The sequence below is a fragment of the Streptomyces rugosispiralis genome, from assembly GCF_024505145.1.
Classification (GTDB): domain Bacteria; phylum Actinomycetota; class Actinomycetes; order Streptomycetales; family Streptomycetaceae; genus Streptomyces; species Streptomyces rugosispiralis.
Genome location: NZ_JANIAA010000006.1, coordinates 229,462 through 249,569 on the forward strand (window position 1 = coordinate 229,462; position 20,108 = coordinate 249,569).

18 protein-coding genes are annotated in these 20,108 nt (G+C 72.3%); 9 read left to right on the forward strand and 9 right to left on the reverse strand.

Annotated features, from left to right (window positions below; genetic code table 11):
- The first annotated feature begins 27 nt into the window (after nucleotides 1-27).
- The gene (locus NP777_RS13475) at nucleotides 28-1,683 is read left to right on the forward strand and encodes a metallophosphoesterase (protein WP_256650367.1); all 1,656 of its coding nucleotides are present in this window, start codon (nucleotides 28-30) and stop codon (nucleotides 1,681-1,683) included.
- A gap of 73 nt (nucleotides 1,684-1,756) precedes the next feature.
- Here NP777_RS13475 and NP777_RS13480 read toward each other — a convergent pair whose 3' ends face one another.
- From NP777_RS13480 to NP777_RS13505, 6 genes are all read right to left on the reverse strand, one after another.
- Entirely contained in the window at nucleotides 1,757-3,178 is a 1,422-nt protein-coding gene (locus NP777_RS13480; RefSeq protein ID WP_256650368.1) for a VanZ family protein, read from the reverse strand.
- 250 nt (nucleotides 3,179-3,428) lie between these two features.
- Nucleotides 3,429-4,202, reverse strand: a complete 774-nt coding sequence (locus NP777_RS13485; RefSeq protein WP_256650369.1) for a succinate dehydrogenase iron-sulfur subunit — start codon at nucleotides 4,200-4,202, stop codon at nucleotides 3,429-3,431.
- Complete coding sequence (gene sdhA, locus NP777_RS13490; protein WP_256650370.1) at nucleotides 4,202-5,956, reverse strand: succinate dehydrogenase flavoprotein subunit; 1,755 nt, start codon at nucleotides 5,954-5,956, stop codon at nucleotides 4,202-4,204. Before sdhA ends, NP777_RS13485 begins: the two co-directional genes overlap by 1 nt.
- Nucleotides 5,957-5,980: 24 nt before the next feature.
- Nucleotides 5,981-6,451 carry a succinate dehydrogenase hydrophobic membrane anchor subunit gene (locus tag NP777_RS13495; protein ID WP_037953443.1) on the reverse strand — a complete coding sequence of 157 codons (471 nt, stop codon included), beginning with the start codon at nucleotides 6,449-6,451 and terminating at the stop codon, nucleotides 5,981-5,983.
- A 5-nt stretch (nucleotides 6,452-6,456) separates the two neighbouring features.
- Nucleotides 6,457-6,837, reverse strand: coding sequence for a succinate dehydrogenase, cytochrome b556 subunit (gene sdhC, locus NP777_RS13500; protein WP_037953444.1), 381 nt, complete (start codon nucleotides 6,835-6,837; stop codon nucleotides 6,457-6,459).
- A 156-nt stretch (nucleotides 6,838-6,993) separates the two neighbouring features.
- Nucleotides 6,994-7,566 (reverse strand): 2-oxo-4-hydroxy-4-carboxy-5-ureidoimidazoline decarboxylase, encoded by a 573-nt coding sequence (locus NP777_RS13505; RefSeq protein WP_256650371.1) that lies wholly within the window; start codon nucleotides 7,564-7,566, stop codon nucleotides 6,994-6,996.
- A 249-nt stretch (nucleotides 7,567-7,815) separates the two neighbouring features.
- Between NP777_RS13505 and NP777_RS13510 the strand changes: the two genes are divergently transcribed.
- The 4 genes from NP777_RS13510 (at nucleotide 7,816) to NP777_RS13525 (ending at nucleotide 12,786) form a co-directional block, all read left to right on the forward strand.
- Nucleotides 7,816-9,462 (forward strand): beta-N-acetylhexosaminidase, encoded by a 1,647-nt coding sequence (locus tag NP777_RS13510; protein WP_256650372.1) that lies wholly within the window; start codon nucleotides 7,816-7,818, stop codon nucleotides 9,460-9,462.
- 327 nt (nucleotides 9,463-9,789) lie between these two features.
- A complete protein-coding gene (locus NP777_RS13515; protein ID WP_256650373.1) occupies nucleotides 9,790-10,830 on the forward strand; it encodes a DUF4328 domain-containing protein in 1,041 nt (346 codons plus the stop codon).
- 61 nt (nucleotides 10,831-10,891) lie between these two features.
- Complete coding sequence (locus NP777_RS13520) at nucleotides 10,892-11,572, forward strand: RNA polymerase sigma factor (RefSeq protein WP_256650452.1); 681 nt, start codon at nucleotides 10,892-10,894, stop codon at nucleotides 11,570-11,572.
- Nucleotides 11,572-12,786 carry a hypothetical protein gene (locus NP777_RS13525; RefSeq protein ID WP_256650374.1) on the forward strand — a complete coding sequence of 405 codons (1,215 nt, stop codon included), beginning with the start codon at nucleotides 11,572-11,574 and terminating at the stop codon, nucleotides 12,784-12,786. The genes NP777_RS13520 and NP777_RS13525 overlap by 1 nt, the downstream gene beginning before the upstream one ends.
- A 165-nt stretch (nucleotides 12,787-12,951) precedes the next feature.
- Here the strand turns inward: NP777_RS13525 and NP777_RS13530 are convergent, their stop codons facing one another.
- A complete protein-coding gene (locus tag NP777_RS13530; RefSeq protein WP_256650375.1) occupies nucleotides 12,952-13,848 on the reverse strand; it encodes a L,D-transpeptidase family protein in 897 nt (298 codons plus the stop codon).
- A gap of 131 nt (nucleotides 13,849-13,979) precedes the next feature.
- Between NP777_RS13530 and NP777_RS13535 the strand changes: the two genes are divergently transcribed.
- Nucleotides 13,980-15,569, forward strand: a complete 1,590-nt coding sequence (locus NP777_RS13535; protein WP_256650376.1) for an acyl-CoA mutase large subunit family protein — start codon at nucleotides 13,980-13,982, stop codon at nucleotides 15,567-15,569.
- Nucleotides 15,570-15,605: 36 nt separating this feature from the next.
- The gene (locus NP777_RS13540) at nucleotides 15,606-15,821 is read left to right on the forward strand and encodes a hypothetical protein (RefSeq protein WP_256650377.1); all 216 of its coding nucleotides are present in this window, start codon (nucleotides 15,606-15,608) and stop codon (nucleotides 15,819-15,821) included.
- Between the two features lie 434 nt (nucleotides 15,822-16,255).
- Here NP777_RS13540 and NP777_RS13545 read toward each other — a convergent pair whose 3' ends face one another.
- Nucleotides 16,256-16,972 (reverse strand): B3/B4 domain-containing protein, encoded by a 717-nt coding sequence (locus tag NP777_RS13545; RefSeq protein WP_256650378.1) that lies wholly within the window; start codon nucleotides 16,970-16,972, stop codon nucleotides 16,256-16,258.
- Between the two features lie 121 nt (nucleotides 16,973-17,093).
- Here NP777_RS13545 and NP777_RS13550 point away from each other — a divergent pair, with 121 nt between their 5' ends.
- On the forward strand, nucleotides 17,094-18,371 hold the full coding sequence (locus NP777_RS13550; RefSeq protein ID WP_256650379.1) for an alpha/beta hydrolase: 1,278 nt from the start codon (nucleotides 17,094-17,096) through the stop codon (nucleotides 18,369-18,371).
- On the opposite strand, the gene NP777_RS13555 is transcribed toward NP777_RS13550, so the two are convergent.
- Nucleotides 18,368-18,517, reverse strand: a complete 150-nt coding sequence (locus tag NP777_RS13555) for an SCO1431 family membrane protein (RefSeq protein WP_256650380.1) — start codon at nucleotides 18,515-18,517, stop codon at nucleotides 18,368-18,370. The genes NP777_RS13550 and NP777_RS13555 overlap by 4 nt on opposite strands.
- Nucleotides 18,518-18,666: 149 nt before the next feature.
- On the opposite strand from NP777_RS13555, the gene NP777_RS13560 reads away from it, so the two are divergent.
- Nucleotides 18,667-20,106 carry an amidase gene (locus tag NP777_RS13560; RefSeq protein ID WP_256650381.1) on the forward strand — a complete coding sequence of 480 codons (1,440 nt, stop codon included), beginning with the start codon at nucleotides 18,667-18,669 and terminating at the stop codon, nucleotides 20,104-20,106.
- The last annotated feature ends 2 nt before the right edge of the window (nucleotides 20,107-20,108 follow it).

Genomic DNA, 20,108 nt, shown 5'->3' on the forward strand with positions numbered 1-20,108 from the left:
CGTAGTCGCTAGGGGAGGGGACCGGGGATGGTCGTGCTCTACGTCGTGATCGCACTGGTTGTCGTCGGTCTGCTGACCGGCGTCCACTGGTACGTGTGGCGGCGGCTCGTCCGCGATACGACGGCGCGCGGGGGGTGGGCCCGCCGTACGGGCACTGCGGCGGCCTTCGCGCTGCCGCTGATCAGCGTTGGGGCGCTGATCGCGGGCCGCGCGGGCGCGCCCTTCCCCCTCCAGCGCGCCCTCGCCTGGCCGGGCTATCTCTGGCTCGCGCTGCTCCTGTACCTGACCCTGGCCCTGCTGGTGGGCGAGGCGGTACGCCCCCTGCTGGGCGCCTGGCTGAGGCGTAACGAGTCCGCCGATGTGCGGTCCACCGGGGGCCCGGGGGCGCCCGCGGGCGCCCCTGAGCGGGCAGCGGATGCGGATGCCGCACTGCCGACGGCGTTCGCCGACGCCGGTGGCGGCGGTGCTCCCGCTCCGGCGGCCGTCGGTACGGGGGGCCGCGAGGGCGCGGCGGCCGAAGGGGGCGCGGGCTCAGCGGCCGGAGATGGCCTGGGCGCGGCTGTGGTGAGTGAGGCCGAGGCCCTCGCCGACGGGGCCGTCGAGGCCCCGGCCGGGGTGGCGGGGCCCGCCGTGGCCGGGGCGGTCAAGGTCGCCGAGGGCGACGCCACCAAGCCCACCGCACAGCTCACCGCGCAGGTGGCCGCCGAGGCCGCCAGGAGCGGCGCGGCGGCCCCTGTGGACGCGGCCTCCGTCGGTCCCGGGGTCGCGGCCTCCGTCGGTTCTGTGGACGCGGCCTCCGCCGGTCCCGGGGACGTCGCCTCCGCCGGTCCTGTGGACGCGGCTCCCGCCGCCCCCGTGGCCTCTCGCCGTCTCTTCGTCGCGCGGGCCGTCGCCGTCGGGGCGACCGCCGTGGCGGCCGGGACGGTGGGGTACGGGACGTACACCGTGCTGCGTGGGCCGCGGGTCAAGCGGATCACCGTGCCGCTCGCCAAGCTGCCGCGCCGGGCGCACGGCTTCCGGATCGCCGTCGTCAGCGATATCCACCTCGGGCCGATCCTGGGGCGTGACCACACCCGGCGGGTGGTCGAGGCGGTCAACCGCACCAACGCCGACCTCGTCGCCGTCGTCGGCGACCTCGTGGACGGCAGCGTGGCCGACCTCGGCCCCGCCGCCGAGCCGCTGCGCGGGCTGCGCGCCCGCCACGGCAGCTACTTCGTCACCGGCAACCACGAGTACTACTCGGGCGCCGCCGAGTGGGTGGACCACGTCCGCGAGCTGGGCCTGCGCCCCCTGGAGAACGAGCGCACCGAGCTGCCCGGCTTCGATCTCGCCGGGGTGAACGACGTCGCGGGCGAGAGCGAGGGCCACGGCCCCGACTTCGGTAAGGCGCTCGGCGACCGCGATCGCTCACGCGCCTCCGTGCTGCTCGCCCATCAGCCGGTGGTGATCCACGACGCGGTGAAGGCGGGCGTGGATCTCCAGCTCTCCGGCCACACCCACGGCGGTCAGCTCTGGCCCGGCACCTATGTGGCCGAACTCGCCAACCCCACCGCCGCCGGGCTTGAGCGGTACGGCGACACCCAGCTCTATGTGACCCGGGGCGCGGGCGCCTGGGGCCCGCCGGTACGGGTCGGGGCACCCCCGGACGTCACCGTCGTGGAGCTCGCCTCGACCCGTGCCTGAACGTCCGCCGTGTTGGTGACCCGCGCCTGAACGTCCGCCGCGTCGGCGTTCCCCCGCGCCCAGGAGCCCCGGCTCAGCGGGAGGCGGCGGCGGTCCGCCGAGCCTCCGGCGGGCCGGTGGTGGACAGCGGGTGGCCGGGCGCGTCCGCCGGTGTGCCGTCGGCCGTCCGCTCCACCGCGGCCGGAGCAACCCGGCCAGCGGCCCGGTCGGCAACCCGGCCAGCAGCTCGGCCAGCAGCCCGGTCGGCAACCCGGCCAGCAGCTCGGTCGGCGTCCCGTACGGCCGTCTGCGCGGCCGTCTGCGCGGCCGCCCGCACGGCCCGGCTGTGCGGCAGCGTGGCGTTGTGGATGCCCGAGACGCGGTCGTGCGGGGCGAGCCGGTGCGGGTGGCGCAGGGTCTTCCGCGCGCAGGTGGCGGTCAGCGCGCACCCGGCCATCACCGCCAGCAGCTCGACGGGGCTGAGCGCGTCGAGGACCGCCGTCACGCCCTGGGCGCCCGAGTCGTGGCCCCTGGCGATCAGGTCGTAGCGCCACGGCTCGTTCAGCAGGGTCAGCGTGGCCAGGAACAATCCCGACAGGAACGGCATCACCGACGCCGCGAGCAGCAGCGCTCGCAGGATCAGCCGCCAGGGCACGAGAGGGCCGCCGTCCTCCGCCACCAGCCGGAGCAGCAACAGCCGCTTTCCGGGCGTCGCACCGGTCGCCAGCGGCAGCAGGGCGAACCACACCACGAAGATCGCGACGGGCGGCCATGCCGGGGCCGTTCCGCCTTGCGCGGTCAGCACGGCGGTGGCGAACACCGACACGGCGACACATCCGGCCAGATCGACGGCGAGCGCTGTCAGCCGCCGTCCGAACGGCACGGGCCGCGCCGCCAGCGCCCGTCCGTCCAGCGCCTCAAGTGTGGGCAGCATCCGCGCGATCGGCCCGGCCAGCAGCCAGCCGATCAGCGCGCCCGAGGTGTTGACGATCAGGTCGTCCACGTCGAAGAGGCGGTAAGGGCAGTTGTAGAGGCCCCACACCCCGGTCCACTGAGTCAGCTCGAAGGACAACGAGACCGCGAAGCCGATCGCGGCGGTGGCGGGCAGCGAGCGCCGGAAGTGATAGCGCAGGAAGACGCCGAGCGGCAGGAGCAGCAGCAGGTTGAAGACGGTTCCGGCGACGGCGGGGTTCTGGAGGACGAGCGCGTTGAGCCCGATCTTGTGGTGCGCCTCCTTCCAGATGTCGCTGAAGGTGTTCCCGGGAATCCACTGCGGATGGGCCACGGGTGCGAACCGCTCGCACATGTCGGCGGTCTGCTTCGGCAGCGGCACGATCGTCATGCAGTAGGCGGTGAGCAGGTAGTAGAGGAAGCCGTAGAGCGACAGCGTCCGCCCCGGGGACATCACGCCGTGACGGCGGTAGAGGAGGACGGCCGTCGGCAGCAGTAACACGAGTGCCAGCAGCGGGAAGAGGGCGGCGGCCGTCTTGATCGGCAGAAGGTAGGCGGTGGCCATGCCCACGACTATACGCGATGTGTATACCCACTGTGTATAGCCGCCATGTAGCCGCCGTATAGCCGCCCGGAGACCGCCGGAACGACGGAGGCCGCCGGAACGACGGAGGCCGCCGGAACGACGGAGGCCGCCGGAACGGCGAAGGCCGCTGGAACGACGGAGACCGCCGGAACGGCGAAGGCCCCGCCCCCGGAAACCCGGGAAGCGGGGCCCTCGCCCAAGGCCGCGTGCCGCAGCCTGCGTTGCTCTCCTAGAAGCGCCGCGTGATCAGTGCGCGCTTCACCTCCTGGATGGCCTTCGTGACCTCGATCCCTCGCGGGCACGCCTCCGTGCAGTTGAAGGTCGTACGGCAGCGCCAGACGCCGTCCTTGTCGTTCAGGATCTCCAGCCGCTGCTCACCGCCCTCGTCACGCGAGTCGAAGATGAAGCGGTGCGCGTTGACGATCGCCGCCGGGCCGAAGTACTGGCCGTCGTTCCAGAACACCGGGCACGACGAGGTGCACGCGGCGCACAGGATGCACTTGGTGGTGTCGTCGAACCGCTCGCGGTCCTCGGCGGACTGCAGCCGCTCACGCGTCGGCTCGTTGCCCGTCGTGATCAGGAAGGGCATCACATCGCGGTACGCCTGGAAGAACGGCTCCATGTCCACGATCAGGTCCTTGAGGACCGCGAGCCCCTTGATCGGCTCGACCGTGATGGGCTTCTCCGGGCTGATGTCCTTGATCAGCGTCTTGCAGGCCAGCCGGTTGCGGCCGTTGATCCGCATCGCGTCGGATCCGCAGATGCCGTGGGCGCAGGAACGGCGGAAGGTCAGGGTGCCGTCCAGCTCCCACTTGATCTTGTGGAGGCCGTCGAGGACGCGCTCCTTCGGATCGAGGTCGATCTGGAAGTCCTCCCAGACCGCCTGGTCCGAGATCTCCGGGTTGAAGCGCCGGATCCGGAAGGTGACGGTGATCAGGTGCGAGGCGGTGGCGTCGGCCGCCTCGGGGGCCTGGTCGGACTTCTCAAGCGTGGGGGTGCTCATCAGTACTTACGCTCCATCGGCTGGTAGCGGGTCTGCACGACCGGCTTGTAGTCGAGGCGGATGGACTCGGAGCCGTCCGCGCCCACCTCTCGGTACGCCATGGTGTGCCGCATGAAGTTGACGTCGTCGCGGTTCGGGTAGTCCTCGCGGTAGTGGCCGCCGCGCGACTCCTTGCGGGCCAGGGCGGAGATGGCCATGACCTCGGCCAGGTCGAGCAGGTTGCCCAGCTCGATGGCCTCCAGCAGATCGGTGTTGAACCGCTTGCCCTTGTCCTGGACGCTGACGTGTCGGAAGCGCTCGCGCAGGTGGCCGATCTCCTCGACGGCCTCCTTGAGCGTCTGCTCGGTGCGGAAGACCATGACGTTCTTGTCCATGGTCTCCTGGAGCGCCTTGCGGACCTCGGTGACCCGCTCGGTGCCGGTCGCGTCCCGCAGGTTCTCGACCTGTGCCTGGACGAATCCGGCCGGGTCCTCCGGGAGCTCGACGAAGTCGGCCGTGGCGGAGTACTCCGCGGCGGCGATGCCCGCACGGCGGCCGAAGACGTTGATGTCGAGCAGCGAGTTGGTGCCCAGGCGGTTGGCGCCGTGCACCGAGACGCAGGCGACCTCGCCGGCCGCGTACAGGCCCGGCACGACGGTGTCGTTGTCCGCCAGCACCTCGCCCTGGACGTTGGTCGGGATGCCGCCCATCGTGTAGTGCGCCGTGGGCTGGATCGGGATCGGGTCCGTGTACGGCTCGATGCCGAGGTACGTCCGGGCGAACTCGGTGATGTCGGGCAGCTTGGCGTCCAGCTGCTCCGGCGGCAGGTGGGTGAGGTCCAGGTAGACATGGTCGCCCTCGGGACCGCAGCCGCGGCCCTCGCGGATCTCCGTGTAGATCGACCGCGAGACCACGTCGCGCGAGGCGAGGTCCTTCATGACCGGCGCGTACTTCTCCATGAAGCGCTCGCCGTCCTTGTTGCGGAGGATGCCGCCCTCACCGCGGGCGCCCTCCGTCAGCAGGATGCCCATCCGCCAGATGCCGGTCGGGTGGAACTGGAAGAACTCCATGTCCTCCAGCGGCAGCCCGCGCCGGTAGGCGACCGCCTGGCCGTCACCGGTGAGGGTGTGCGCGTTGGACGTCACCTTGAAGAACTTGCCGCAGCCGCCCGAGGCGAAGATGACGGCCTTCGCCTGGAAGACGTGCAGCTCACCGGTGGCCAGCTCGTACGCGACCACACCCGCGGTGCGCTTGACCCCGTCGACCTCGGTCATCAGGAGGTCCAGGACGTAGAACTCGTTGTAGAACTCCACGCCCTCCTTCACGCAGTTCTGGTACAGCGTCTGGAGGATCATGTGGCCGGTGCGGTCCGAGGCGTAGCAGGACCGGCGGACCGGGGCCTCGCCGTGGTTGCGGCTGTGGCCGCCGAAGCGGCGCTGGTCGATGGTGCCGTTCGGGGTCCGGTTGAACGGCAGGCCCATCTTCTCGAGGTCGAGGACCGAGTCGATGGCCTCCTTCGCCAGGATCTCGGCGGCGTCCTGGTCGACCAGGTAGTCACCGCCCTTGATCGTGTCGAAGGTGTGCCACTCCCAGTTGTCCTCCTCGACGTTGGCGAGGGCGGCGGCCATGCCGCCCTGTGCCGCGCCGGTGTGGGACCGGGTCGGATAGAGCTTGGTGAGCACCGCGGTGCGGCTGCGCTTGGTCGACTCGATGGCCGCGCGCATCCCGGCCCCGCCGGCGCCGACGATGACGGTGTCGTACTTGTGGATCTTCATGAGTGGATACCTCAGCCCCGGGGCCTAGCGGATGTTCGGGTCGAAGGTGAAGATCACCAGAGTGCCGAGCACGATGGTGAATCCCGCCGCCGTGTAGAGCAGCGCCTTCAGCCACAGGCGGGTGTTGTCCCGCTCCGCGTAGTCGTTGATGATCGTGCGCAGGCCGTTCGCGCCGTGCAGGGTGGCGAGCCAGAGCATGATCAGGTCCCATGCCTGCCAGAACGGCGAGGCCCAGCGGCCGGCCACGAAGGCGAAGCCGATCTTGGTGACACCGCCGTCCAGCACCAGCTGGATCAGCAGATGGCCCAGGACCAGGACGACCAGCAGGACGCCGGACAGGCGCATGAAGAGCCAGCCGTACATCTCGAAGTTCGTCCGGGTGGCCCTGGGCGTCTTACGGGTGCGGGCCCGCGGCGGCTCGATGACCGGGGCGGGGTGATCCACGTCGTACGCGCTGACCGCGTCGCTCGCGGGGGTGGTGGTCTCGGCGGACATGTGCGTCAGCTCCCGAACAGTTCGCGCAGCGTGTGCTGGAGGACCGGGTAGAAGGCACCGGCCATCAGCACGACCCAGATACCGACGACGCCCCAGAGCATCTGACGCTGGTACCTCGCGCCCTTGGACCAGAAGTCGACGGCGATCACGCGAAGGCCGTTGAGGGCGTGAAACAGGATGGCGGCCACCAGGCCGTACTCCATCAGGTTCACGACGGGATTCTTGTACGTGGCGACCACGTCGTCGTACGCCTCGGGCGAGACGCGGACCAGCGAGGTGTCCAGCACGTGTACGAACAGGAAGAAGAAGATGAGGACGCCGGTGACTCGGTGAGCCACCCAGGACCACATGCCTTCCCGGCCGCGATACAGCGTTCCAGCCGGCACGGAAAAACCCTCCGGAAGCGGGATTGGGGCCTGCCGGCTTCGGGGTCGGTCGGGCCCGGCCGGGTACGGTCCACCGGCCCTGGCCATCGTACCGACGTGCTGTCGGGGGGTCTGTCCGGGGGGCTCAAGTGTGATCGATCAAGCACGGACGGGCGATCATGCGATCCGGAAGCCGGGCACTTCCGGCGAACGGGACCGATTCCCGGTCAGCCGGACCAATCTGCCGCGGGCGATGCGCCGCAGTTCCTCGGCGGTGTGGTCCCGCTCCCGCTCCCGCTCGTTGCCCAGCCGGTCCCGGATCCCGGTCAGCAGCCGGTCCAGCCGCTCCTCGGGCCGCAGACCATCCAGACAGATGACGAAAACGTGACCGAATCGACGCTCGTACGCGTCGTGGGCCGCCTGGAGCGCGGTGTGCGCGGCCAGCGCCCCCAGGCTCTCCGCGGGCGGCAGCTCATGGCCGACGACCGACTCGTCCGCGAGCGCCTCGTCCAGATCGGCGGGGGTGAGGTCATAGCTGGCCTCGTCCCCGGCGGCCAGCAGCGCCTCCAGATCCGGGTACGGGCGGTGGGCCGCGATCAGCCGGGCCCAGCGGCGGCTGCCGCAACAGGCGAGGAGCGCGGCCTCGGCCGCGTCGGCGGGGGCGGCGTTGAGCCGGTCGAGGCGGGAGGCGGCGACGCGGGACCTGGACCTGGACAGCGTGGACTCCTCGGACACGCATGAGGCGCGCATGGGAACGGACACCCGGGAGAAACGGACCCGGGGGAGGCGTGGGACACATGGGCTGGGCGCGTGAGCAGTACACGCTAACGAGACGGGGGAGGCGGGTGTGCCGGAGGGAACGCGATATCACCCGAACGGGGAGGTTTTACTGCATGCGGTGGACGGCATTCGGGGCGCAGGGCGTTTTTCGGCCATACGCGGCCGAACGCCGGAAGCCGGGAGGCCCGAGGGGGCGGCCCGAGGAGGAGGTACACCGCCATGGGATTGCCGCTCAGAGCAACCAAGGCGTCCTGCGTCCGCGGTCTCGTCGCGGCGGCCGTCGGCACGCTCGTGCTGACCACCCTCGGCTGTCAGCAGACGGGCGGCGGACAGCAGCCGCCGGGCAGCCACTCGCCCGCGCGGCCCTCGGCACACGCCACGACCGCCACCTCGGCGCGGTCTCCCTCGGCCGTCCCACCGCACCGCACTGCGGCCTCCGCGCCGCCCCGCACCATCCCCTCCGTCCGCGACTTCACCCCGGCGTCGGGCCCCGGCTGGCGGCCCGGCGGCAACAGCCGGGTGGTGGCCGACCTCAAGGGCCCGCTCGCCGACGAGGCCCGCATGATCGCCGCGGAGCTGGGGCTGCGCACCACCTCCGGCCCGGCCCGCCGCGGTGACCTCTCCCTGGCCCTCGCCCCGAAGGAGAGCGGCGGCGGCGAGGCGTACACCTTGAAGGTCGCGAACGGCAGCGCCCGGATCACCGGCCCGGCCGACGCGGGCGTCTTCTACGGCACCCGTACCGTGAAACAGGCCCTGCGCTCCGGCGGCCGGCTCCCCGAGGGCGTGATCCACGACCGGCCCGGCCGCGCCCAGCGCGGCCTCAACCTGGACATCGCGCGCAAGTTCTACTCGGTCGGGTGGATCGAGGCCCGGATGCGCGAGATGGCCGATCTCAAGCTCAACCAGCTGGCCCTGCACTTCTCGGACGATCAGGGCTTCCGCATCCAGAGCACCAGCCACCCCGAGATCGTCTCGTCCCAGCACCTCACCAAGGCCCAGGTCCGGCAGATCGTCGCGCTCGGGCAGCGGCTGCACATCACCGTCATCCCCGAGATCGACTCGCCGGGCCACCTCGGCGCCGTCATCCGGGCCCATCCGCAGCTCCAGTTGCGCAACGCGGGCGGCACCACGTTCCAGGGCTCGGTGGACATCTCCAAACCGGCCGCGGCCCGCATCGTCGACGACCTGATGCGCGAGTACGCCCCGCTCTTCCCCGGCCGCTGGTGGCACCTGGGCGCCGATGAGTACCTCGCGCTGACGGTCAAGGACCCCCAGGCGTCGTTCCCCCAGCTGGTGGCCGCCGCCAAGCGGAAATACGGCCCCAGCGCCCGGGTGCAGGATCTGGTCACCGGCTGGCTGAACGACCGGGCCCGGCTGGCGCGGCAGCTCGGCAAGCAGCCCAAGGCGTGGAACGACGGCTTCTTCACGGGCGGCGTCGTCAAGCCCGCCAAGGACATCGAGGTCGAGTACTGGACGGGACGGCTGAAGGAGACGGCACGGCAGCCCGAGGAGTACCTGAAGGAGGGCCGCAAGGTGGTCAACCTGAACGACTCCTTCCTCTATTACGTGCTCGGCCAGCCCGGCGGCTTCACCTATCCGACCGGGCAACGCATTTACCAGGACTGGTCCCCGGCGGTGCTGCGCGGCTCCACGCCCGTCGCCGACAAGAGCCTGACCGGACCCGACCGGATCCTCGGCGCCCGCTTCGCGATCTGGGGCGACCGGCCCAACGCGCAGACCCCCGCACAGGTGGCCCAGGGCGTCCGGCTGCCGCTCGCGGCGCTGGCGCAGCGGGTGTGGGACCCCGGGAAGCCGCCGCTGAGCTGGTCCGACTTCACTCGGCTCGCGGAGCGGCTGGGGGTCTGAGCGCGGCGGCCACCGGGCCCGAGCACGCGCTCCGAGAGGGAGAAGAGAAGGACGGTCGGGGCCGCCACCCCCCACAGGAGAGGCCCCGACCGTCGATCAGGAGAGCCTGGATCAGGCTCGTACCCCTTACAGCGTCGCACGCCTCGATTACGTCACACCTCCCCTTGCGGGAAACCGGGGACTTCACCCCGTGTCCGGGGCTCGTTCCGCTCTGGACGGGACCGGTCGGATGCCCGTAACGTGCAGGTCCGCGCTCTGGGCGCGGTCGGAGGCTCATTTTCTCGCGTGGCCCGGAGCGGTCACGTTCCCAGGGGGACTCAAAAGACCATGTATCCGTGTGGGAACTGCCGCGCTGTCGCCGTCGGCCCCGACGGGCGCTGTGCCGCATGCGGGACCTACCAGCAGCAGCTCCAGCAACCGCCCGGTCCCCCGCAGCAGCCGTCCGTCCCGCCGCAGGGCCCGCCCATGCCCGGCGGCTACGGCTACCCGGCCGCTCCGCCGATGGGCATGCCGACCGGCGGGGTCGATCTGCGGCGCGGGCTTTCCACCACGCTCCTCGCGCTGTTCGGGCTGGCGCTGCCCGCGCTCATCTTCCTCCTGGTGGCGCGATCCGGCCAGTACAGCGTGATCGGGGACATGCTGGACGCGGTCGAGGGCAAGTCGGTCTCCATCACCGAGGACGACCTCAACGACGCCGACGACATGTTCACCGCGGCCCAGGTCAGCTACTCGCTGCTCACCGTCGCGATCGCCGTGGTCTGGGCGATCTGGTTCCGGCGGCTGCGGCTGAACGCCGAGGTCTTCGCCCCCGGCCAGCACCGCTTCAGCAGCGGCTGGGCGGCTGGTTCGTGGTTCACCCCGGTGGTCAACCTCTGGTTCCCCAAGCAGATCGCGAACGACATCTGGCGCGCCAGCTCCCCGCAGGGGCCGCACGCCGTCAGCCGCGGTGTGCTCAACGGCTGGTGGGTCACCTGGATCGTGGCGCTGGTCACCAACGCCGTCGGCGGGATCCGGTACAACCTGCTGCGCGGCAAGGTGGAGGGCGACGACTACGCCCCTTCTCCCTCGGAGGCGAAGAGCGACATCGAGAGCCTGCACTCCATCCTGGCCTTCGACATGTTCGCCATCGTGATCTTCATGGCCGCGGCGGTCCTGGCGCTGCTGCTGGTCCGGCAGATCACCGCGATGCAGGAGCAGCGGGCCTCGCTGCCCCCGCAGATGGCCGGTCCGGCCCCGTACGGGATGCAGTCGCCGAACCCGTACGGCTCCCCGGCTCCCGGTCCCGCGCCGTATGGTGCCCCTCAGATGCCGCCGACCCCGCCGCCCGGCCAGCCCGGTCAGCACTACCCGCCCTACGGGCAGGGCTAGCCCGCGGGTTACGCCGGAATCGACTGGACCACGGATTCTCCGAGTGGGGCAGGAAGAGAGCGTGCAGGGGGACGACGCGGAACTGACCGCCGCGGTGCTCGCGGCGCAGGAAGGGGACGAGACCGCCTTCCGGACCGTCTACCGGTCCGTGCACCCTCGCCTCCTCGGTTATGTGCGCACGCTGGTCGGTGACGGCGACGCGGAGGACATCACCTCGGAAGCTTGGCTGCAAATAGCCCGTGACCTGCAGCGATTCAGCGGAGACGCGGATCGTTTCCGGGGCTGGGCGGCCCGGATAGCCCGCAATCGGGCGCTGGACCACATACGGATGCGCGGCCGCCGTCCGGCGATCGGCGGCGATGAGTCGGAGCTGGAGTTCCGGCCGTCCGACGCGGACACGGCCGGTGAGGCGATGGAGGCCATCGGCACCGGCAAGGCGCTCGGGCTGATCTCCCAGCTCCCGCAGGACCAGGCCGAGGCGGTGGTGCTCCGGGTGGTCCTGGGGCTCGACGCCAAGAGCGCGGCCGCGGTGCTGGGCAAGCGGCCCGGGGCGGTGCGCACCGCCGCCCACCGGGGGCTGCGGCGGCTGGCCGATCTGATCGGCCCCGCGGCCGGGGGCGATCCGGTGCTCGACGCGGTCCCGGGGCAACGCGAGTCACACGGCGGCGGCGCAACCAAGCCGGGTGTGGCGAAGTCTGCTGGTGTGACGGATTCACGCGCGCCAACGCAGAAGGACATGTGATGGCCGAAGACCACCGCTACAGCTGGCTGGATGACAGTGCCGCGGAGCGGTTGCTTCGCGGCGAACCGGTCGAGGGGCAGCCTCCGACTCCCGACGGCCGGAGCGACCAGTCATATGCCGATGCGGAACGGTTGGCGGCCGTGCTCAGCGCCGTCGCCGGCGCGGGCCGTACGGCGGCTCCCTCCGGCGCGTCCGCGCTCCCCGGTGAGGAAGCGGCCGTGGCCGCCTTCCGGGCGGCCCGGGTCGAGGCCGGGGCCGGGACGGGCGCCGTGGCCGAGGTGGCCGAAATGGGCATGGCCCGGCGGCCGCATCCGCTCCGGCGGTTCAGAGAGAGACAGCCGCGGCTGCGGCGCCCGCTGCGCGCGGGCATGGTCGCGGTCGTGGCCGGATGTGCGCTCAGCGGATTCGCGGTGGCGGCAGCCGCGGGGGTACTGCCGACACCGTTCGGGCAGAGCGACCACACTCCGGGCCCCTCGGTGAGCATGTCGAACGGCGGTTCCGGCGGGAACTCCGCCCATCCGGAGATCTCCCAGGACGACAGTACGACGGCGCCCGATCCCAGTGGTTCGGACGACAACGATGCCAGCGATGTGGGGTCGAACGGCGCCCAGGGCGGAACCGTTCCCTCCAACCCGGAGGACGGCGGCAAGGGCAAGAACGGCACGTCGAAGGAGCCCTCGAAGGGGGTGCCCGGCGTCCCGAACTGGGCCCTGCGCGTCTGCCCGCGCTACCTCGACTCGGAAACGGGCGTGGGCGCGGAACTCGACAAGAAGTCGCTGAAGAAGCTGACGAAGGCGGCGGGCAGCGCGTCCGCCATCCACGGCTACTGCACGCAGATCCTGGCCGAGGACGGTGCGGGCGGCGTCCCGCGCAGCGACGAGAGCACGGGCAGCGGCGGCGACAGCGGCGGCACGAACAGCGGCTCGGACCACGGTGGCAACGGGAACGGCGGGGGCAACGGCTCCGGCGGTTCCGGTTCCGGCGGCTCCGGTTCCGGCTCCGGTGACAGCGCCGGTTCGGGCAGCGGTGGCGACTCCGGCGGCGATCCGGGAAAAGGGAGCGGGGACGGCGACCCGGCCCCGCCGCCCCCGCCGCCGGACACCACCACGCCGACCGACGCCACCACCCCCACGACGGCGGCTGACCCCTTGAAGTCCACGGAGCCGCCCGCTTCGGACGACCCCACGACCACCGCGGAAACGGGTGCCGACTGAGACTCCGGCACCCAGGTGTGACGTTTTTTTCAGCGGTGACGCTGAAAGAAACGGGCCGACTGGTCATCGGCCGCGCGGGAGCCGAGGTTCCCCCCGTACCGACGGCTCCGCGCATTCGGCGCGGGCAGAGCACGTTCCCCCGGCTCTGCCCGCGCCGCCCCAGGGCTACTTGTAGACCACGACCTTGTCGCCCGCCTTGACCTTCGCGAAGAGCGCGGCGATCTTCTTCTTGTCCCGGACGTTCACACAGCCGTGTGAGGCGCCGCTGTAGCCGCGGGCGGCGAAGTCCGAGGAGTAGTGCACCGCCTGGCCGCCGCTGAAGAACATCGCGTAGGGCATCGGCGTGTGATAGATCGTCGAGACATGGTCCCGGCTCTTGAAGTTGACCTGGAACAGCCCCTCCCGGGTCGGGGTGTACTCCGAGCCGAAGCGCACATCCATCGCCGACACCACCCGGCCGTTGACCATCCAGGCCAGGGTGCGGCTGGTCTTGCTGATGCAGAGCACCCGGCCGGTCAGGCACCGTGGATCGGGCTTGGCCGGCGGAAGGGTGGTCGGCGGATAGAGGTCGTCGCGCGTGGGCGCCTTCGTCGCCGAGCGCAGCGAGGTCCAGGTCCGCTGGTTCACCGAACCGGTGGCCGCGAGGCCGTGGCCCCGCTGGTACGCGCTGACCGACGCCTGCGTGATCGTGCCGAAGTACCCGGTCGGGTTCCGGTGGAAGAGGCCGAGTGCGCGCAGCCGGGCCTGGAGCTCGCGCACCCGGTCCCCGCTGGTGCCGAAGGGGATCACCGGCGGGGCCACCCGCGGCGCGGTGCGCCGCGGCACCGGAGGGGCCGTGGTGCGCGGCGGGCGCACCGCCACCCGCTTGGGCTTGGCCTTGTGGGTGTACGTGGGCTGCGGCCGGGGTGGCGTCTCGCGCGCGGGTGCGCTCGTACTGGCCCGGGTCTGGGGTCGCTCCTGCCCCCGGCCGTTCACGGTCGCCTCTCCCGGCCGGCACCCGGCGACGAGTGCCGCCGCCGTGGCCGTGGCCAGCGCGGTGCCGACCACCGCTGTCCGGTGCATTCGAACCCCTCCCCTGATCTTTTTGCTCTGAATGCTTCCCGGGGCTGCCGTGGGGCGAACATCGACGCATGCTGTGAACAAGGCCCCGTACCGGGAGAACGCCCGGTATCAGCCATCAGGAGGCGTGACCCATGGCGCGCGAGTCGGAGTCGGGATTCCCCGTCGAGCCGGTGTACGGGCCCGGCGCGCTCAGCGGCTGGGACCCGGCCGGGCGGCTGGGCGAGCCGGGGGAGTACCCCTTCACGCGCGGGGTCTATCCGACGATGTACACCGGCCGCCCCTGGACGATGCGCCAGTACGCGGGGTTCGGCACCGCCGCCGAGTCCAACGCCCGCTACCGGCAGTTGATCGAGCACGGCACCACCGGTCTTTCGGTGGCCTTCGACCTGCCGACCCAGATGGGCTACGACTCCGACGCGCCCCTCGCGCACGGCGAGGTCGGCAAGGTGGGGGTGGCCATCGACTCGATCGAGGACATGCGGGTGCTGCTGGGCGGCATTCCGCTGGACCGGGTCTCGACCTCCATGACCATCAACGCGCCCGCGGCGCTGCTGCTGCTCCTCCACCAACTCGTGGCCGAGGAGCAGGGCGTGTCCGGGGCCCGGCTGACCGGCACCATCCAGAACGACATCCTCAAGGAGTACATCGCCCGCGGCACCTATATCTTTCCGCCCGCCCCCTCGCTGCGGCTGGTCGCGGACATCTTCAAGTACTGCAAGGCCGAACTGCCCAGGTGGAACACCATCTCGATCTCCGGCTACCACATGGCGGAGGCCGGGGCCTCGCCCGCGCAGGAGATCGCCTTCACCCTGGCCGACGGCATCGAGTACGTCCGTACGGCCGTCGCGGCGGGGATGGAGATCGACGACTTCGCGCCCCGGCTCTCCTTCTTCTTCGTCTCCCGCACCACGCTGCTGGAGGAGGTCGCCAAGTTCCGGGCCGCGCGGCGGATCTGGGCGCGGGTGATGCGGGAGGAGTTCGGCGCCCGCGATCCGAAGTCCCAGATGCTGCGCTTCCACACGCAGACGGCGGGGGTCCAACTCACCGCCCAGCAGCCCGAGGTGAACCTGGTCCGGGTGGCCGTCCAGGGCCTGGCCGCCGTGCTCGGCGGCACCCAGTCGCTGCACACCAACGCCTTCGACGAGGCCATCGCCCTCCCGACCGACACCTCGGCCCGGCTGGCGCTGCGCACCCAGCAGGTGCTGGCGCACGAGACCGATGTGACGGCGACGGTGGACCCCTTCGCGGGCTCCTACGCCGTCGAGTCGCTGACCGACGCGGTCGAGGAGGCGGCCGTCGATCTGATGCGGCGGGTCGAGGACCTGGGCGGTGCGGTGGCCGCGATCGAGCGGAACTTCCAGAAGGAGGAGATCGAGCGGAACGCCTACCGGATCGCCCGGGAGACGGACGCGGGCGAACGGGTGGTGGTGGGCCTGAACCGCTTCCAGCTGGCGGAGGAGGCGCCGTACGAGCCCCTGCGGGTGGACCCGGAGATCGAGGCCCGCCAGCGCGACCGACTCGCCCGGCTGCGCGCCGAACGCGACCGCTCGGCGGTGAGCGGGGCGCTGTCCTCCCTGCGGAAGGCCGCCGAGAGCGATCCCGGCACGGCCAATGTGCTGTACCCGATGAAGGACGCGCTGGCGGCGCGGGCCACGCTGGGCGAGGTCTGTGACGCGCTGCGGGAGGTGTGGGGGGCGTATCGGCCGGTGGACGCGTTCTGAGCGAGCGTTGTCGGAGGGCTGGGTGACACTGGACCCATGTCGTCGTCACCCCGCCGCACCTGCCCGGTCTGCACCCGAGAGATCGCGGTCGTCGGCGGGCGCTTCGCCCGCCATGACCCTCCCGGGCGGCGCTCCGCGTACGAGCTGATCTCCTGTCCCGGCTCGCGACGGATCGCGCCGCTGCTCACGACTCCGCCAAACCTCTTCGGCGAGGAGGAGCCCCCGACGTCGGGGCAACAGACCCTCTTCTAGCCCGCGCCGGATCGCGCCGCCCGCGCCAGCCGCCCGCGCCGGATCGCGCCGCCTGCGGCGGGCTGTTCCCCTCCCCGCCCCTTCCCACAACTGGGGCTCCGCCCCAGACCCCGGCAGACCGCCATCGGCCGGCTCGTCGACCCCGGGGTCGAGGGGGAAACGGAACCGGGGCTCCGCCCCAAACCCCGGCCGGACGGCCCGTTGTGCGCGGGCGTCCGCCGCGACGGCGTGCCGACCGCGTTCGCGGCGGCGACGGTCGGCTCGTCGCCCCGCAGGGGCCCAGGCGAGAAGCGAAACCGGGGCTCCGCCCCAAACCCCGGCCGGACGGCCCGTTGTGCGCGGGCGTCCGCGCGCGGATCGGCCCGCCGACCCCGGGGTCCAGGGGCGGAGCCCCTGCCGCGCGGCGGAGCCGCGTGTCGATGCCGGCGGCGCCGCTACGCCGCGCCGCCCAGCAGCCGCGAAGCGATCCGCACCCCCGGATTCGCCTCCGTCAGTGCCTCCATCAGATGGTCGCCGGCGGCCTTCAGGGCCGTGTCGTCCATCGGCGCCAGCGCGTCCAGGACGAACATCGCCCGGGTGGTGTCATGGGTGAGCCGGGTGCGGGTGCACTGGCGCCAGTTCCAGCGGCGGCAGGTGGCGCCCGTGTCGTCGCGCCATACCACCTCGCCGGGCGCCGGGTGCTCGATCGCGGGCTCGCCGCCGGCCGTGGTCTCGAAGGTCTCGTCGCCCTTGGCGCGCACCAGCCGGGCCGCGCCCACGTAGTGGTCGAGGTCCTCGCCGCCGAGGGGGATCACATGGCCGACCGAGATCGCGTTGTAGATGTCGGTCAGCCGGTCCACCCGGGGCAGCCCGGCGGGGACCCGCCGCAGCAGGGCCTCCGCGCTGGGCCGGGTGCGCTGCGGCTTCGCGCCGAAGGCGCGGAACGCCTCGCGCCAGGCGGCCAGATGCGGATGCTCCTCCACCGGGCCGTCCCCGAACCGCTCCCGCGCCGCCGACTCGGCGTCGGCCAGGAGTCGCTCGCTGAGCTCGTCGCAGGGCCCGGGGCGCAGCCCCTCGGCGGTGATGAGGAGCGCCCGGTAGTCGGGGCGCAGGGCGAGTACGGCGGGGTCGATGGTGGCGGATTCCAGCCAGGCTGCGGCGTCGAACGTCATATGGTCCACTATGGCATACGGCACGGTGCAGTGTGATGTACGGCCTCGGGGGGCATCCCCACCCTGGAGAGGGCGGGTGCCCCGATGGTGGCGTATGACCGGAAGCGGAACGCTCTACGGCATGACCACACGTACTTCCGACGCCGGCCCCCGCCGCCGGACCCTGCTGGCCGCCACCGCCCTCGCCGCCGTGGGGGTGGGGGCGGCGCGGTCGAAGGCGGTCGCCGCCCCGGTCGCGCGGCGGGTGCGGCTGACGCTGCCCGCGCCCACCGGGCCGTACCCCGTGGGCACGGTCTCCCACCGCCTCGTCGATCACCACCGGCCCGATCCCTGGGTCGCCTCCCGGCCGTCGCGTGAGCTGATGGTCAGCGTCCGCTATCCGGCCCGGGACGTCGAGCGGTATCCGCGCGCCGCGCAGATGTCACCGGGCGAGGCGGCCGGTTTCGACCGGCTGAACAACTTCGGGGGCGTGCCGCGGGGCCGCGTCGACTGGGCGGCGACGCGCACCTTCGCGCACCAGGGGGCCCCGCCCGCGAGGGCACGCCGGGGCGCCGCGTGCCCGGTGGTGCTCTACTCGCCCGGCGTCGGCGACCCGCGCTCGCTGGGCACCACGCTCACCGATGAGCTGGCCTCGCGCGGCTATGTCGTGATCAGTGTCGACCACACCTACGACGCGTCGGCGGTCGAGTTCCCGGACGGCCGGATCGAGACCAGCCGGCTGCCGGCGGAGTACGAACGGGCCGAGCGGGAGGGCACGGTCGTCGAGCTGCTGCGGAAGACCTGTGCGGTGCGAGTGGCGGATCTTCGCCTCGTTCTCGACCGGCTGGAGACGATCGCCCCGACCCCGCTCGACCCGTCCGCCACCGGCGCGTTCGGGCAGTCGGCGGGCGGCTTCGCGGCCCTTCAGGCGATGCACGACGACCGGCGGATCGCGGCGGCCGCGAATCTGGACGGGCTGCTGGCCTACGTCCAGGAGGATCACGACCCCGGCCCGCTCTCCACGGTCGCCGCGGACGGTGTGGACCGCCCCGTGCTGCTCATGGGCAAGGACGGGAACGACCACCACACCGTGCCGTCGTGGGGTGCGCTGTGGGAGCATGGCTCGGGCCCGCGCCTCGATCTGACGCTGCTCGGTTCGGGCCATGCGACCTACACCGACGCCACGTCGATGCTGCCTCGGATCGCCGCGCGGCTGCGCTTGCCCAAGGAGATGGTGACCGCGGCGATCGGCACGGTCACCCCGGAGCGGGCGGTGGCCGTCCAGCGCGCGTATGTCCCGGCGTTCTTCGACCGCGAGCTGCGCCACCGCGATGACGGCGGTCTGCTGGACGGGCCGTCGGCCCGCTACCCGGAGGTGCGATTCGTCGACTGGGCCCCGTCCGGGCGGCCGGGGGTCTAGAACAGTCCCAGCCGCGTGGTGAGCAAGGCGAGGACGACGACCAGCGACCAGCCCAGCAGATGCTCCAGCAGGTGGTCCTCGCCATCGGAGGAAGGGCCTCCGGTGCGGGCGTGGAGGCCGGTGCGGCGCGCCGCGATGTCGGTCATGCGGGTGTCCTCTGTGCTCAGCGATGATCGTGATGAATGTGGTGGACGTGATGGACATGATGAAAAGGGTCATCACCGTTGCCCAGGGTGCGCCGAGCGGCCACCTGGGGTAAAGGGGGAGTGGCCGAACTCACCCGAGGAGGTCCACGGTGACCAGCGTCATTCCCAAGGGTCTGGGCGAGCAGATCCGCGCCCTGGCCGGGGGCGAGGTGACCTCCCGTGCGCTGGTCGAGCAGTCGCTCCAGCGCATCGCCGAGACCCAGCCCACGCTCAACGCGTTCCGCCGCGTCCGCGCCGAGGCCGCCCTGCGCGAGGCCGCCGAGGCGGACCGGCGGCTGGCGGCGGGGGAGCGGCTGCCGCTGCTCGGCGTCCCGCTCGCGGTCAAGGACGACACGGACGTCGCGGGCGAGCCCACCGCCTTCGGCTGCCGCGGCGACTTCCCGGCCAAGACCGAGGACGGCGAGGCGGTACGGCGGCTGAAGGCGGCCGGGGCCGTGATCGTCGGCAAGACCAACACCCCCGAGCTGGGCCAGTGGCCCTTCACCGAGGGCCCCGCCTTCGGCGACACCCGCAACCCCTGGAGCCCGGCGCACACCCCCGGCGGCTCATCCGGCGGCGGCGCGGCCGCCGTCGCCGCCGGTCTGGTCCCCGCCGCGCTCGGCTCGGACGGCGCGGGCTCGCTCCGCATCCCCGCCGCCTGGACGCATCTCATCGGCCTCAAGCCCCAGCGCGGCCGGATCTCCACCTGGCCGGACGCCGAGGCCTTCAACGGCATCACCTGCAACGGTCCGCTGGCCCGTACGGTCGCCGACGCGGCGCTGCTGCTGCATGTCGCGACCGGCAACCGCGAGGGGGATCTGCACTGCCCCGAGCCGGTGGACGTGCTGTCCGCGGTGGGCCGCGACCCGGGGCGGCTGCGGATCGCCCTGTCGTACAAGACGGCCTTCACCGGCACCCCCAAGCGGCTGGACCCGGTGGTGCGGGCCGCCGTCGTCCGGCTCGCCGAGCGGCTGGCGGCCCTCGGCCACGAGGTGGTGGAGGCCGAGCCGCGCTACGGGCTCGTGGGCTTCTCCTTCCTGCCGCGCGCCACGGCCGGGCTCACCGAATGGTCCGGCCGGGTCCCCGATCCGCTGCTGCTGGACATCCGCACCCGCGGCGCCGTCCGCAACGGCCGTCTGCTGGGCGGCACCGCGCTGCGGTGGGCGCGGTCGTACGAGGGGCCGCTGCGGCGCCAGGTCGGGGCGATCTTCGACCGCTTCGACGTGGTCCTCTCCCCGACGACGGCCACGCCCCCGTTGCGGATCGGCGCCATGGCCGGTCTGTCCGGGTGGCGTACGGATCGGGCCATGATCGCGGCGTGCCCGTACGCCTGGCCGTGGAACGTGCTGGGCTGGCCCGCGATGAACGTCCCCGCCGGGTTCGCCGACCCCGAGGGCGGCACGCTGCCGCTCGGCGCCCAGCTCCTCGGCCCGGCCAACAGCGAGCCCGTGCTCATCTCGCTGGCGGCCCAGCTCGAGGCCGACCAGCGGTGGTACGAGCGCTGGCCCCAGGCGTCCCGCCCCGGCCCGCTGCCGGGGGTGAGCGGCTGAGG

Excerpts from the sequence above, each read along its gene's own strand:
- NP777_RS13515 (WP_256650373.1), top strand. The coding sequence starts at position 9,790 with ATGTATCCGTGTGGGAACTGCCGCGCTGTCGCCGTCGGCCCCGACGGG.
- NP777_RS13510 (WP_256650372.1), top strand. The coding sequence starts at position 7,816 with ATGGGATTGCCGCTCAGAGCAACCAAGGCGTCCTGCGTCCGCGGTCTC.
- NP777_RS13485 (WP_256650369.1), bottom strand. The coding sequence starts at position 4,202 with ATGAGCACCCCCACGCTTGAGAAGTCCGACCAGGCCCCCGAGGCGGCC.
- NP777_RS13540 (WP_256650377.1), top strand. The coding sequence starts at position 15,606 with ATGTCGTCGTCACCCCGCCGCACCTGCCCGGTCTGCACCCGAGAGATC.
- NP777_RS13535 (WP_256650376.1), top strand. The coding sequence starts at position 13,980 with ATGGCGCGCGAGTCGGAGTCGGGATTCCCCGTCGAGCCGGTGTACGGG.
- NP777_RS13495 (WP_037953443.1), bottom strand. The coding sequence starts at position 6,451 with ATGTCCGCCGAGACCACCACCCCCGCGAGCGACGCGGTCAGCGCGTAC.
- NP777_RS13525 (WP_256650374.1), top strand. The coding sequence starts at position 11,572 with ATGGCCGAAGACCACCGCTACAGCTGGCTGGATGACAGTGCCGCGGAG.
- NP777_RS13505 (WP_256650371.1), bottom strand. The coding sequence starts at position 7,566 with ATGCGCGCCTCATGCGTGTCCGAGGAGTCCACGCTGTCCAGGTCCAGG.
- NP777_RS13530 (WP_256650375.1), bottom strand. The coding sequence starts at position 13,848 with ATGCACCGGACAGCGGTGGTCGGCACCGCGCTGGCCACGGCCACGGCG.
- sdhA (WP_256650370.1), bottom strand. The coding sequence starts at position 5,956 with ATGAAGATCCACAAGTACGACACCGTCATCGTCGGCGCCGGCGGGGCC.
- NP777_RS13555 (WP_256650380.1), bottom strand. The coding sequence starts at position 18,517 with ATGACCGACATCGCGGCGCGCCGCACCGGCCTCCACGCCCGCACCGGA.
- NP777_RS13480 (WP_256650368.1), bottom strand. The coding sequence starts at position 3,178 with ATGGCCACCGCCTACCTTCTGCCGATCAAGACGGCCGCCGCCCTCTTC.
- NP777_RS13545 (WP_256650378.1), bottom strand. The coding sequence starts at position 16,972 with ATGACGTTCGACGCCGCAGCCTGGCTGGAATCCGCCACCATCGACCCC.
- NP777_RS13475 (WP_256650367.1), top strand. The coding sequence starts at position 28 with ATGGTCGTGCTCTACGTCGTGATCGCACTGGTTGTCGTCGGTCTGCTG.
- NP777_RS13550 (WP_256650379.1), top strand. The coding sequence starts at position 17,094 with ATGACCACACGTACTTCCGACGCCGGCCCCCGCCGCCGGACCCTGCTG.